Below are 14,092 nucleotides of genomic sequence, written 5' to 3'. Positions count from 1 at the left end.
GTATAATTAAATAAATAACACACGGTATTTTAAAGCGCCATACCACTGCCAAAATACTGATATGAAGGGTATTATAAACGAAGTGACAACCATTTCGCCAATATGGCTTACACTCAGTTTAGTGGTGTATAATCTTTTAAAAATAAAATAAAAGGTTAGACCCAACCAGCCCGAAGTGCCTGTTAAGACCATGCTTGGTTGCCTGCTAATTAAGCCGAGCAGCATCATTATAAAGGAGGCTATGATACAGTAGTACAATACAGGTGTTTTCTGGCTTATTTTTTTACGATATAGCGCCGGGTGTTTTTTATAAAGCAAAGCGTTGTACATGGTCTTTTTTTGTTCTTTAATGCTTACGCCCCATGGCGAACTGCGCACCGGATGTACAACTACAGCACTATTAATTCTTTTTATTGGGACATTGTTGTTGATCAGTTTAAATTCAAGGTCGCTATCCTCGCGCCATGCCATACTAAACTGTTCATCAAAACCGCCGGCCTTTATTAAAGCGTTTTTTGTGCAGGCACAGTTAGCGGTTATAAAATCGGCAGTTTGAAGGCCGGCAGTATTAAGTTCAAAATCTGTTGGGCGTTTACCAATAGGTACAATAACTTTTCCGGTTAGCGCAACATCTTCCTGCAGGTTAATATTAGTCACCATTTCGTGCAACCAATATGTATCGGGCAGGCAATCATCATCAGTAAAAGCAATAATGGGCGCCCGGGCATTCAGCCATCCATAATTGCGCGCTGCAGCCGGTCCTTTTTTTTCGGGCAGGGGCATATAACGAATTACGGGGTGTTGGTAGCCCGCCCATGTATCAGCAATTTGTTGTGTTTGCTCGTCGGGTCCATCACTTACAACTATTATCTCAAACTGCCGTTTGTCAAACTTTTGAAGCAGCAACGCTTTAAGGCAATTAATTAAGAGCTTGGGCCTCCGATACGTCGGAACCACTATAGATACCATTATCATCTTCTCTGTTTTTTTCGATTATGAATGAACCTATTATCAATGCATCAAACGGCGACGACCAAAAGCACTCTATCGCATCTCTTGGTGTGCAAACTATGGGCTTGCCAAGCGTGTTGAATGAAGTGTTTACCAACACCGGCACGCCTGTTTTACGCTCAAAGGCTTTTAGCAGGTCATAATAATCTTTATGTTGCTGTTCATTAATAGTTTGGATACGCGCGGTGCCGTCAGTATGTCTTACTGCCGGGATCTTATCGGCCTTATCCTCTTTAACATCATAAATAAAAAGCATAAAAGGCGAATATTCGGCGCCGTTGAACCATTCGTGCGCTTTCTCCTGTAACACTACAGGTGCTACCGGTCTAAAATCCTCACGGTCTTTTACCTCATTAAGCCTTGCCTGCATAGCGGGATTAATAGGCGAGGCCAAAATAGACCGGCTGCCTAAAGCGCGTGGTCCAAACTCCATGCGGCCCTGGTACCAGCCAATGATCTTATCCTGCGCCAAAATCTCGGCTGTTTCCTCTGCAATATTCTGGGCCTTACGGTAAGGTACTTTCCAAAGCTTTAATTGCTTTTCTATTTCAGCATCTGTGTATTGAGGGCCCCAATAGCAGTGGTCCATCACAAATGCTTTTTCATCATTTTTTCGTTCCTGCGCATCTATCCACAGCGCTGCGCCTAAAGCGGTACCATCATCACCTGATGCTGGCTGCACCCAAATGTTTTTAAAGAAGCCTTTATCGCGGATGCGGGCATTAGCAACGCAGTTAAGTGCCACACCACCTGCAAGGCACAGGTTTTCTTCGCCGGTTTCTTGCTGCAGCCAGCCGGTAAGTTCTAACATGGCTTCTTCAAGTACCAGTTGCAGGGAATGCGCGATATTAAAATGATGAGAGGTAAACTCTTCATGGCGAAGGCGTTTAGGCCCAAAACGCCCGGTCAAATCCTGGTTATTGATGGTGTACTGGCCATTGGCGCCCACTTGCACAATATCCCTAAAATCGTTCACAAACTCGGGTTTGCCGTAGGATGCCAGCGCCATTACCTTATATTCGTCTGATGAATGTAAAAAGCCAAGATGTGTGGTAACATCCTCATAAAGCAAACCTAAGGAGTGTGGCATGTTTACCTGCCCTATGCGATCGAGCTGCTGGCCATGGCCAATACTATAAGTAGTTGTGGCTTGTTCGCCGCGGCCGTCAACAGTCATTACGGCTGCTGATTTAAATGGAGAACAGTTGAACGCGCTTGCAGCATGCGCAATATGGTGTTCTACAAAGTGCCATTTTTCCCTGCCTATGTTACAACCATAAAACCGTTGCTGTAAATGATGCGGCCAGCCATCACGTAACTGCCCGGGGGCATTTATAATAGATGATAAAAATAACGGCTCCCATGGGTTGCCAAATTCCTCGTTTAAGTGTGAGTAACCTTCCTCAAATGGGATCTCTATCGTTTCCTTACCTCTATACTTTTCGCCTATGAGTAAATAAGGGTCGAATGAATACGCTACATGATCAATATCATTGATGTGAATACCGGCAACTTTTAAGCAATAATCAATAGCATGATAGGGAAGCTCCCAGGTTGAAAATGGCACAGGGCGTTTACCGTGTTTGAAATGTGTAAAGCGTTCTTCCTCTGTTGCGGCAAGTAAAATGCCATCTTTTACAATACAGGCGGCCGAGTCATGAAAGGCCGCGTTAATACCTAATGTATACATCCGGGTTAAGATTTATAATCAACAATTGAATTAATAAATGCTGCGTCGGATCTGCTTGACTTTAATTAATGGATAGTGTATTATTTACGCAACCTTAATTAAACAGGTAGTATGAGTTATAGTTTTAGGAAAAAAATTATTTATTTAATTAAGCAGTGAGATGGAGAGACGGGCCGCCTTACTATTGGCGTTTGGTGTAATTAATTGTTTTTTTGCCTGCCCAGTTGTTTGTTTAACTCGAGCGCGGCACTTATTAGTGCGAGATGGGTAAACGCTTGAGGAAAATTACCCAAATGTTCACCATTTTTGCTTATCTCTTCACTAAAAAGCCCCAGATGGTTGGCGTACCCCATCATTTTTGCAAAACTTTCTACGGCTTCATCGAGCCGGCCGCTTTTGGCTAAAGCCTCTATATACCAAAATGAACACATGTTAAAGGTGCCTTCTTCGCCATCAAGGCCATCAATACTGTCAAGATTATTTCGATACCGGTAGATGAGCACATCAAGCTTTAAATACTTTTCTATTGCGTTCATCGTTGAAAGCCATCTTGGTTCTAAAGGAGATATGAAATGTGTAAGCGGCATCAATAATACACTGGCATCAACTGTTTTAGCCCCTTTGTACTGCACCCATGCATTGATATCCGCATTCCAATAATTCTCATATATGTCCTTATAGATATCGTCTCTTACCGCCTGCCACTCAGCTTGCGGGTAAGGGAAAGAACGATGCTGGGCTATTTTAATCGCGCGGTCCATTGCAACCCAGCACATTAGTCTTGAGTGCAGAAATTCGCGCTTCTCAGCCCGGATCTCCCAAATGCCGTGGTCCGGCATTCGCCAAGCATCTGCAACGTATTCAATTTGCTTGTAAAGTATCTTCCAAAACTCGTAGGTGATAGGTTTATGCGATTTATTGTAAATATAAATGGTATCGATAAGCTCGCCGAAAATATCAAGCTGAAACTGGTCCGCGGCTTTATTTCCAATCCTAACCGGTTTCGATCTTTTATATCCCTCTAAATGTTTAAGCTCAGTTTCCTGGCCCGGTTTACCCCCGTCAATGCCATATAACAACTGCAGGCCGTCTTTTTTGCATAACTCGGCTATCCAATCCATAAACTTTCCTGCTTCTTCGCCAAAGCCGAGGGCCAAAAAGCCATACATGGTAAAAGCCGCGTCGCGTACCCAGGTAAAACGATAGTCCCAATTCCTGTTCCCACCCAATGTTTCGGGAATGCCGAACGTTGGGGCTGCAACCACTGAGCCAAATTCAGCCGAGGTTAAAAGTTTCAGCGTTATGGCCGAGCGCTGGATATGCTCTGCATAACAACCTTTGTAAGTAGATTTACTTAGCCACTGTCGCCAAAGCTCTACTGTATTTTGATAGCTTGTTTGTGCGTAATCTTTTATATGCACTTTTGTTTTACTGCTTCGCTTATGTGCTATTTCAAGAATAACGTGCGCGTTTTCAGATTCGTTAAGCGAAAATTCACCATACCCGTCTGTACCCGAGAGTTGTAAATCAATATCGCTCAACAGGCGTAGCTGTACATTCCCGTCGTTTACCGAACTGAACAAAATTTCATTATCCTCGCATATTGCCTTATGGTCTGCTGAGGCATAATCAAACCTGGGAGCGCAAAATAATTTAAATTTGATGTTGCCGCGTACCGCTTTTATCTGGCGTATGATGGTTGCAGGAGCTGCTTTTCCGCCATCTGTTAAAGGCATATAGTCAGTCAATTCTGCTATACCTTCGTCAGAAAAAAAGCGTGTTATTAAAATGGCGGTGCCCGGCATATATAGCTGCTTTTGCTTTACGCCCGTCATTTGTGGTTCAATTGAAAAGTAACCACCCTTTTTTGCGTCGAGTAAAGAGGCGAAAATAGTCGGTGAATCAAAACGCGGGAAACACATGAAATCTATAGAGCCTGTTAACGAAACAAGCGCAACTGTTTGCATGTTTCCGATCACTCCGTAATTTTCTATTGGCTGGTATGGGCGTTTATGGTGTATCACCATTGATAAACACATATCAAGATGACGTGTTTGGGCAAAGCGCAGGTATTTGCCCCACAATTTTGTTATCGGCATATAATACTGATATTAGCCATTCGTTTAACGCATAATTGCTTCGTATAGTAAATGCAGTAAGCTGTAGAAACAAATAGAGCTACAACAGATATTCGCCATGAGCCAACATCACGAAACCCTCACCAGCCACCTGAGAAACTTTGCGGCACTTACCGAAAAGGACATTGCCGATGCAAACGCGCTTTGGAAACCCCGAAAGATAAATAAGGGGGATTTCTTTAATATGCAATATGTTGTTTGTAATGATCTTGGGCTTGTTGTAAAAGGCATTTTCAGGATATATTATGTAGACCCCGCCACAAGCGAGGAGAAAAATTTATACTTTTTTTCAGAGAACCAGTTCGTCGTGTCGTTCCGCAGCTTCATCACCCGTAACATTTGTCACTACTTTATTCAGGCCTTAGAAGACTCTGAAATTATTTATATATCACATAAGGATCTTACAAGCCTGTACACCACGCACCCCAACTGGGCTGTTTTTGGCAGGCTGCTGGCTGAGTTATTTTTTACTTATTCACAAAGCCGTACGGAGGAATTGCTATTTATGAGCCATGAAAAACGATATGTAAGGTTAATAAATGAGCACCCCAACATTATTGAACGTATACCGGCCTATCATATATCATCTTATCTCGGCATCACGAACCCTTCGCTGAGCCGGATCAGGAAGCGGATCAACCATTAATATGATGTGCCTTGATCTGGATATAAAGTTAGGGGCTGGCCTATCTGCATAGGCCAGCCCTCTTTATCATAACCCTATATCATAGGCTTACATCCGTCCAGCGAATTTTTTGATAGCTTCTGCGCTAACGGGTGTGAAAAAGTTCACCAGGTTCCCATCCGGGTCACGCAGCAATAATGAACGGTTGCCCCATGGCATAGTAGTAGGCTCATGTACAAGATACGGTTCCAGGTATGCAGAATGCTCCCGGAACATCTGGTCTACATCGCCGGTAATAAATTCGATGATAGCCGTACGGTTCCCGGCTGCTTTTACCACTTCCGGGTTACCGAAGAATTGTAATGTTCTTGTGCTGCCTATGGCCAGTGTGGCATTTGTAGTTTGCAGCTCTGCAAAGTCATCGGTATAACGCACGGCCGGAATTTTGGTTAATTGTTCATAAAATTTCATGAGCTTATCAACATGCTCAGTAATGATCCTGATTGAAACGAGATTCATATTATTTGATTTTGTTTAGAACAAAATTCCGTGCTTTTATGACAGCTGTTTGTCAGGGGTATAAATTTTTTGTTTTTGTTCGAGATAGGAGGCAAGTGTCATCTCGTGTGGTGTAAAGGTGACTTCAGTTGCTTTGAGCGACATGATACGGTCGAGCCTGAACATCCTGAAACCGTTTCTTAACCGGCAAAAGGCAATAACCAGCCAACTCTCTTCCAGGCTATAGTAAAGGGCGAAGGGCTCTATCTCGCGCTCGGTCAAATCTTCACTATTATCTGCTCTATATGTTATCTTCAAAACCTTAAAGCCCGTCAATGCAGATTGTATTTGTGCGAGCGAATTACTGGGCCGGTCGTCAGTAAATGCGGGGCTTACAGCAATTCGCTGTGATAAAAGGGCTACCTTTTCTTTTGTGCCTGCCCGAAGCACAGCTTTGATCTTATCTACCGCTGTGCCGTATTCTGCTATTAATGATGTATCTCTTGTTTTTTTGATCAGGTGTTCGGCTGTGATGAGCGCGTTTGCCTCATGTTCTGTAAACGTCACAGGCGGCAGTTTATATCCTTCCATTAAACTGTAACCCTTCCCCTCCCGGGTGTAGATCGGGACCCCGGCCAGTTCCAATGTCTTCATATCCCTGTAAATGGTGCGTACGCTCACTGCAAAGGTATCCGCCAATTGGTTTGCTGTTACAAGCTTTCCACTTTGCAAGCGTGTGAGTATGGCTGTTAACCTTGCTATTCTTGTCGCGTCGTAAAATTCCATTTTCTCAGATCCGTTCTGTAAAATTAACTAAAGCACTGCAAGTTTGTATTTATTGCTTTAAACGGAAGCCAATTTTAGTAAGCATCGTATCGCATTGGCATTCTCGGCAGATATTATCAATGAGTAGATAAACGGAATAGAGTCAATAATTTTTGGTACAACGATATAACGCTGGTATGCAACGATGGCCTACGATATTTCGTGGGACTTTTAAGGCTGAATTAAAATTTGGCAATTCTGAACTCAAAAATTTCATTTATTTATTGGCAGTATTTATGAGTATCTTGCTGTTGTTATGTTTAAACAAACATATAAAGTAGCCTTTATCTTATTCCTTCTACTTGCAGTAACTGCCCAAAGCTTCTGCCAGGTAACGTCGTCGCGCGAAATAGATAGCCTGCGTTTTGTGCTACAAAAAACCAACGATACTAAAATCCGATTAAAGACTCTTCATGAATTAGGCGCGCTTTTTCTTGAACGCCAATCGCGCAGGTTAGGGCCGGATCTCGACACCGCCTTAACTTATTTTAACACCGCATACGGTTTAACCGCTAACCGAAATATAGAGGAACATTTTGGCAGATTAGAAACGCTTTGCCGTTTAGGGGAAGTTACAATTGCTAAACGCGATTTTGAAAAAGGTAAAGGTTACTTTAAAAATGTTTTGGCATACTACAAAAAGAGTAATCAACAACAAAAATTAGCGCAAACGTGGACCAGAATGGGCAACGCATTAGTTAACGCCGGTATTGGTGATTTGCCGGATGATTACGGAACACATGTGTTTAACTGCTTTCAACAGGCGCTTAACATCTATACGCATCTTGGAAATAAGGCAAACGAAATCAGCGCCTTTAGCAATTTGGCCAATGCGTATTACATGATGAGCGACAATGAATCTGCAGAACAGGTTTGTTCGAGTGCTATAAAAAAATATGGGGCGGGTAATCATTTTGAAATGACTCCCGTGTATTCATTACTTGCGCATGTACAACGGTACAGAGGTAATTTAAATAAGGCCCTGGAAAATATATTGGAAGCAATAAGGGTATTTGATAACGGACCTGACCTTAACAAAGATTTTGTACACTCCAGTTTATATGGAGAACTTGGCGAAATTTATGATGCTTTGGGCCAAACATCCAATTGCTTGATTTGGTATAAAAAAACCCTGGCGCTACGCGAAAACATGCCCATCCCACTGGAATATAAATATGGCGTGGCCGGTATGATCGTAAGAAACTTATTGAAGCAAAAAAAATATGCTGAAGCACTTAATATTGCCTTGGGTATAGAGAAAAGGCACCCGGCTTCTGCAAACTATGAAAGGGCGTCAATTACACTTGTAAAAGCAGATTGCTACGACGCGCTTAAGCAATATGCAAGGGCAGAAGAGTTGTACGTAACGGGAGTTGCTTATTATAAAGGTGTAGGCGCCAGTGAAATGGTATCAATAGCCAGATATAAGGCTGCCCGATTTTTTATAAAACAAAAAAAGTTCGACAAAGCGGCCATCTATTTAAATGTGGGGGTCCATTCAGCTGCTCCGGTAACACAATCCATGGACTATCATTTGATGATGTCTGAAATTGATTCTGCAAAAGGGGATTATTTGGCATCGCTTCGTCATTACCAGCTTTATAAAGTGCTTAATGATTCCATTTTCAACATTGAAAAAAGCAATCAACTGCAACAACTGCAGGTTCAGTTTGAAACAGCGCAAAAGGAAAAGGATATTCAGCTGTTAAGAAAGGATAGCAAGCTTGCACGTGAAAAAGAAGTAACGGCTACAAACACGCGTAACCTTATTCTTACGGTAGCTATATTGCTCATTTTCGCTGTAGGGCTTATCTACAATGGTTACAGGCGTAAACAGCGCAGTAACGTTGCGTTAAACAAACTGGTTCAGGAGAAAGATGATTTGATATTAGACAAGGAGTGGCTGCTGAAAGAGATCCACCACCGGGTAAAAAATAACTTGCAAATAGCCATGGGCTTATTGCAACGGCAGTCGGCTTATATTGATAACGATGATGCGTTGGCCGCCATACATAGCAGCGAAAACCGTATGCGTGCCATCGCGCTTATTCATCAGAAACTTTACCAGGCGGATAACCTGAACCTTATTTTTATGCCCGAGTACATCGAAGAAATGATCAGCTATTTAAAAGACAGCTGTGGGTTGGATAACAGGATATTCTTTGAACGGCACCTGGACAATATTTACCTGGACGTGGCGCAGGCCGTACCGCTGGGGCTTATCATGAATGAGGCCATAACCAACGCGGTGAAATATGCATATGCGTCGGACGCCGAAGGTAAGATCTACATCACGCTGCTACAAGAAAGTCAATATGTACATCTCACCCTTGCTGATGATGGGCCCGGATTACCTGCGCACCTCGACCTTGAGCAAGTGCAGTCGCTTGGAATAAATCTAATGAGGGGATTAACAAAACAGCTTGGCGGCACCTTTAATATTAGCAGTAACGAGGGTTGTATGATAGAGATAAGCTTTAAAGCGGAGGTGTTTAAACGGGATACAGCAGAAAGTAAATACCTGTAAACTTAAAGATATGAACGGTAAAAAAATACTTATTGTAGAAGATGAGTTTATAATAGCAGATGTACTGGCCGGCATTTTAAAAACTGCCGGTTACCGGGCGGGCGGCATAGCAGGCAGCGTACATGAAGCCCTGGAAATGATCGCTAATGATAAGCCTGATTTTGTTTTGCTTGATATTTACCTTAAAGGTAAACTTACCGGTATTAACCTCGCGCACATGCTTGGGGAGATGAATATTCCATTCATTTATATCTCGGCCAACTCCAACCAAAAAGTATTGGAAGACGCCAAAGTTACCAACCCATACGGCTTTGTTATTAAGCCATTCAGGGAGAAGGATGTTCTCATTGCTCTGGACATAGCCATCTATCGTCACGAAAACCGGTTAGAGAGCGGCGAGCGGCAGAACGCCCTCATTCAAAAGAAAACAGCCGAGATATTAACAGGGGCGGATAGTTGGGAACAAAAGATGCTGCAAATGGCTAAAACGCTGCAGCCATACCTAACGTTTGAACTTTTTACCGCGGGATTAAGGCAGGATGAAGACGGTGACTTTTACGAAATATGTTTTTCGAGGATAGGTTTTGATGAATACCAGGTTATTGGCGCTGCCGGCTTGATGGTGATTACCAACCGGAAACTGCACGAACTAAAAAAACTAAAAACTGCTACCCAAGTCGATCAAATCGCCACATGGTATGATGAAAACGAATTTATCAGGATGCAGAATGCCTCACCATTGAAAAAGCTTTTTGCGGAAACTTACGGGCTAAGGTCGCACCTTGCATGGCCTGTAAAATTGGGTGACGGACAGGTGTGTGACCTTAATTTTTACAGCCGGCGCCCGGATGCTTACCATGCCGATCACCTTACACATTGTAACCGACTGCAGCAAACCATTGCCGATTTTATACAAGGCATGATGCGTTTAGCTGGTAGTCCGCTGTTAAGTAAAATAAATGATTTTGTGGTTAATCATGAAGTTTCACCTCCTGACCAAGCCAATCCGTTCAGTGGCATTGTTGGCAGCAGCCACTTGCTTTTAACTGTTTTTGACCAGGTGATGCAGGTTGCCCGCGCCAGTTCGTCGGTATTGATACTGGGCGAAAGCGGAACGGGTAAGGAAAAGATAGCGGAGCGAATCCACGCCTTATCCACAAGAAATGATAAACCTTTTGTGCGCATCAATTGTGCCGCGTTACCTACTTCGTTGATAGATTCGGAGCTATTCGGGCATGAGAAGGGCTCGTTCACAGGCGCTATCGATAAAAAAATAGGCCGGTTTGAGCAGGCCCATACCGGCACCATATTTTTAGATGAGATAGGGGAGTTGCCGCTGGAATCGCAATCGAAGCTGCTACGCGTATTGCAGGAAAAGGAGATAGAGCGCATAGGCGGCCGCAACACCATCAAAACAGATGTTCGCATAATAGCCGCTACCAACCGTAATCTGGAAAAAGAGGTCGCCGAAGGCCGTTTCCGCCTGGATCTTTTTTACCGCATCAACGTTTTCCCAATTGTGATGCCCGCCCTGCGTGACCGGAAAGAGGACATTCCCGATCTGGCGAAACATTTTTTAAAGATCTATTCCCGGAAAACCGGTAAAGCTGTGCATGGCATTACGCCGCAAGTGTTAGAGAGTATGATGCGCTACCACTGGCCCGGCAACATCCGTGAGTTAGAGAACCTGATAGAACGCAACGTATTGCTAACGCGCGATGACATGATAACCAATATGGCTTTGCCAACGCAATTGGAGCAGCCGGAGGTAACACAACCCACCGCAACAGGCGCGGTTACCATGCAGGATGGGGAGCGTGCTCACATTCTTGCAGCGTTAAAAAAATGCAACGGTAAAATTTGGGGAGAGGGCGGTGCGGCAAGTTTGCTCAACCTGCCACCGACAACGCTAAATTCAAAAATGAAAAAGTTGGGGATCCGTAAAGATTACGGCGTTTAGTGATCACTTAAAATCTTAATGTAACTGTGCTGCCTGTCATCAGAATATCCTTGCCCGGGCCTGCCTGTTTTAAAAAATCTCCCGAGTGGAACCAGGTTAGCTCTTGCCTAAACGATAAATATTTGCTCACCAGGTAACTCAGTTCGCCGCCCAATTGCCTGCCTATTTGTTTGGATGTGCCTGCTGTTGATGGATAAAGCAACCTCCCGTTCACCGCGTATAGGCCGTCGTTACGGTTCATGCGCCAGAACAGGTCATAGTCTATAGCCAGGTCCAGCCGCTTTGCCAATTTAAGTTGCACGTAAGGATGCGCATCCAGTAAATTGTATGGGCCGATGAGTGCTGCAAGGCCAAAATAAGCGCCTTTAGGAAATAGCGGATTAAAAGTATTCAGCACACCATCGCCGTGGTTTTTATCGCCGCTGATAGCCTCTGTTTTAATGCCTATTTGCGGCTCAAACCGTGTTTGTTTAAAAGTGTAGGATAAGTTTGCAGATAGCGTCCAGGCGGAAATGTCGCTTTCTGCAAAATCCCCGAACTGATAAACGCCTTCGATATCATACTGCAAAGGGGTAGTACTGTTCCATAGCCGTGCACCTAAAGAGTGTCGCCTTTCGGCGCCTTTTCCTTCATCAAAAGTACTTGATCGTTTATAGAGCCCGAGGTAATAAATATCCACATTTTGTATAATAGGCACATGATTAAACACCGTGTATATACCCCAAAGCCTGGTGCTTTTGTTAAAGCTATCGTCAAATACACCCGGTTTGGCCAGCACGTAGTTTGAATAGAAAATGTCCAGCTTTATATCCTTATTGGCATACATCACTTTTGCCGCATCAAACGACTGGCGGTTGTTGGGCAACTCCCGCACGGCTACCAAACGCTGCGAACCATATGATAATTCCTGCCGGCCAACTCTAAAAGTTAAGCGTGCGGTATTTAGCAAAGTGCTGTAATCAGCAAATGCCTGGTGAAGGTCGAGTGGGTTTTGGTCCACGGGCGACGGCGTATCCAGCTGTCCATCGGCCAGGCTGCCTTGTAACTGCACGAACGTGTGGAAGTGTCTGCCCGCGTGGAGATCGGCATGCGCTAAAAAACGGCTCAGTACAAATCCGTCGTTATCTACAGGGGCCTCACCCCAATCCTGGTTTTTAAAGTGGAAATATTGGTAGCGTGCTTCGCCACCGAAACTCAGGTAAGTGGTCTTACTCCGGTTAAGCGGATCAAATTTTAACCTGTGGTACCAATCAACGGTAGTATCCTTAGCAAGGAAGTTGTAATTCTCGTCGTAACGTAAAGGTTTAAATGAGGCGTCCTGCGCCATACAGGTGCAGGATGCCAGGAGCGTGATAAAGGTGATCAGGTTTTTCACAGTGTTGCAGAGTTGTGTTTCACAACCTACACCAACTTTATGCCTTAGCCCTAATTAGCTTTAAACAAATGCGGCCAAGCCTTTTTAGTTACTACATATCGAAGTTTACCACGCTGTTTAACGAAATAGCGTTGCGGCACTCTACGAAAACTACGATTGCTCATATTTAAAAGGTCTGGAATGGTGCTTGCAAATGCGGCAGAAAACTATTGCCATGAACCAAAATCCAACAAAAAAGCTTAACAGTTCGCTTACCCGGCATGTCATCAACCTGCATCAACTGGGTTACTGCCATGATTTTATGCCTGCGGATAGGCACTGCATTCTATGCCTGCAAAGCGGCGAGTGTTTCAAAATGCACACCGTGCATATATGCCTTATTAACTGTGTGTACGATCATCTTAAGCATACCTACCAATACATCCACACTATTGATACCGAAGTTGGTAGCCGTGGCTTGCTCATCACCAACGGCATAATGCTATTGAGGCCTTTTAAAGAATGTACGAACAACTAAATGTCGTTGCGGGCTTAGCAGTAGCAACGAAATATAGCAAAGTAAAAAGAATATATAATTCATAATAACTTGATAACTAAATAATTAAGTATGTGGTCGTTGCTTTGCTATCTTCTTTTCAAACAAACTCACAACCATGAAAGCCTCATCAGCCAAAACCATAGTTTTTATAACCGGTGCCTTTGTAAGCAGCGATTGCTGGAACGAATGGAAAACTTATTTTGAAGCGCGCGGGTACCGTACACTTGCACCCGCATGGCCTTATAAGGATGCACCTGCCTGCACACTGCGGCAGCGCCACCCTGATGCAGATGTAGCCAGTCAGCGCCTTGTAAAACTTACTGCCTACTTCGCGGCCATTGTTTCCGCCCAGCCAGAGAAACCTATCCTGATAGGCCATTCTATGGGCGGGCTTATTTCTCAAATATTGGTTCAAAAACATCTCGCCTCGGCGGCGGTAGCTATTCATTCCCTGCAGCCGCAGGGCATATTTACGTTCAAGTTTTCTTTTTACCGTGCGGGATGGAAGGCACTTGGCTTTTTCACCGATCCGCATAAAACCTACCTGATGTCGTTCCCAGAATGGCAGTACGCTTTCACCAATGGCATGCCTTACGATCTGCAAAAGGATGCCTATTATAATTTATTAGTGCCGGAGTCTAAATTATTGGTAAGAGATGCCACCACGCCTGCCGCTAAAATAGATTTTGCCAGTCCGCATGTGCCGTTGTTGTTCATTGCCGGTAGTACAGATCACTTCATTCCCGCATCGCTCAATTATACCAACTACAAAAAGTATTCGCACAAGGGGTCTGTAACAACATTCAGGGAGTTTTCGGGCCGTAACCACTTTGTCCTTGGGCAGCCCGGCTGGGAAGAGATAGCTGATTATATTTTAGAATGGCTCTCAAAACACTAAACCTATC

General features: G+C 44.0%; 11 protein-coding genes. 5 read left to right on the top strand and 6 right to left on the bottom strand.

Translation table 11 applies throughout. The features are described from left to right. Positions 1-6: 6 nt before the first annotated feature. The 3 genes from ACFQZI_RS18800 to ACFQZI_RS18790 all read right to left on the bottom strand — a co-directional run bounded on the left by ACFQZI_RS18800 (position 7) and on the right by ACFQZI_RS18790 (position 4,800). A complete protein-coding gene (locus ACFQZI_RS18800; protein ID WP_377145260.1) occupies positions 7-906 on the bottom strand; it encodes a glycosyltransferase in 900 nt (299 codons plus the stop codon). Positions 907-919: 13 nt separating this feature from the next. Then, positions 920-2,701 carry a carbamoyltransferase family protein gene (locus tag ACFQZI_RS18795; RefSeq protein ID WP_377145258.1) on the bottom strand — a complete coding sequence of 594 codons (1,782 nt, stop codon included), beginning with the start codon at positions 2,699-2,701 and terminating at the stop codon, positions 920-922. 200 nt (positions 2,702-2,901) lie between these two features. After that, positions 2,902-4,800, bottom strand: coding sequence for a glycoside hydrolase family 15 protein (locus ACFQZI_RS18790; protein ID WP_377145256.1), 1,899 nt, complete (start codon positions 4,798-4,800; stop codon positions 2,902-2,904). Positions 4,801-4,897: 97 nt separating this feature from the next. On the opposite strand from ACFQZI_RS18790, the gene ACFQZI_RS18785 reads away from it, so the two are divergent. After that, entirely contained in the window at positions 4,898-5,485 is a 588-nt protein-coding gene (locus tag ACFQZI_RS18785; protein WP_377145255.1) for a Crp/Fnr family transcriptional regulator, read from the top strand. 87 nt (positions 5,486-5,572) lie between these two features. Here the strand turns inward: ACFQZI_RS18785 and ACFQZI_RS18780 are convergent, their stop codons facing one another. Both ACFQZI_RS18780 and ACFQZI_RS18775 read right to left on the bottom strand, forming a co-directional pair. Continuing rightward, a complete protein-coding gene (locus ACFQZI_RS18780; protein WP_377145253.1) occupies positions 5,573-5,983 on the bottom strand; it encodes a VOC family protein in 411 nt (136 codons plus the stop codon). 36 nt (positions 5,984-6,019) lie between these two features. Beyond that, positions 6,020-6,748, bottom strand: a complete 729-nt coding sequence (locus tag ACFQZI_RS18775) for a helix-turn-helix transcriptional regulator (protein WP_377145251.1) — start codon at positions 6,746-6,748, stop codon at positions 6,020-6,022. 295 nt (positions 6,749-7,043) lie between these two features. Here ACFQZI_RS18775 and ACFQZI_RS18770 point away from each other — a divergent pair, with 295 nt between their 5' ends. Continuing rightward, a complete protein-coding gene (locus ACFQZI_RS18770) occupies positions 7,044-9,314 on the top strand; it encodes a tetratricopeptide repeat-containing sensor histidine kinase (protein WP_377145249.1) in 2,271 nt (756 codons plus the stop codon). Positions 9,315-9,324: 10 nt separating this feature from the next. Then, positions 9,325-11,274 (top strand): sigma 54-interacting transcriptional regulator, encoded by a 1,950-nt coding sequence (locus ACFQZI_RS18765; RefSeq protein WP_377145247.1) that lies wholly within the window; start codon positions 9,325-9,327, stop codon positions 11,272-11,274. A 7-nt stretch (positions 11,275-11,281) separates the two neighbouring features. Here the strand turns inward: ACFQZI_RS18765 and ACFQZI_RS18760 are convergent, their stop codons facing one another. After that, positions 11,282-12,649 carry an alginate export family protein gene (locus tag ACFQZI_RS18760; protein WP_377145245.1) on the bottom strand — a complete coding sequence of 456 codons (1,368 nt, stop codon included), beginning with the start codon at positions 12,647-12,649 and terminating at the stop codon, positions 11,282-11,284. Positions 12,650-12,863: 214 nt separating this feature from the next. On the opposite strand from ACFQZI_RS18760, the gene ACFQZI_RS18755 reads away from it, so the two are divergent. Together ACFQZI_RS18755 and ACFQZI_RS18750 are read left to right on the top strand one after the other, a co-directional pair. Then, the gene (locus ACFQZI_RS18755; RefSeq protein ID WP_377145242.1) at positions 12,864-13,166 is read left to right on the top strand and encodes a hypothetical protein; all 303 of its coding nucleotides are present in this window, start codon (positions 12,864-12,866) and stop codon (positions 13,164-13,166) included. A 136-nt stretch (positions 13,167-13,302) separates the two neighbouring features. Next, positions 13,303-14,085: an alpha/beta hydrolase gene (locus tag ACFQZI_RS18750; RefSeq protein ID WP_377145240.1), complete on the top strand. Its 783-nt coding sequence runs from the start codon at positions 13,303-13,305 to the stop codon at positions 14,083-14,085. The last annotated feature ends 7 nt before the right edge of the window (positions 14,086-14,092 follow it).

This window comes from Mucilaginibacter lutimaris (assembly GCF_042676625.1).
In the GTDB taxonomy this organism is placed as follows: Bacteria; Bacteroidota; Bacteroidia; order Sphingobacteriales; family Sphingobacteriaceae; genus Mucilaginibacter; species Mucilaginibacter lutimaris.
Note: the sequence above shows the minus strand (reverse complement) of the source record. Positions and strands in the feature narration are given on the sequence as shown.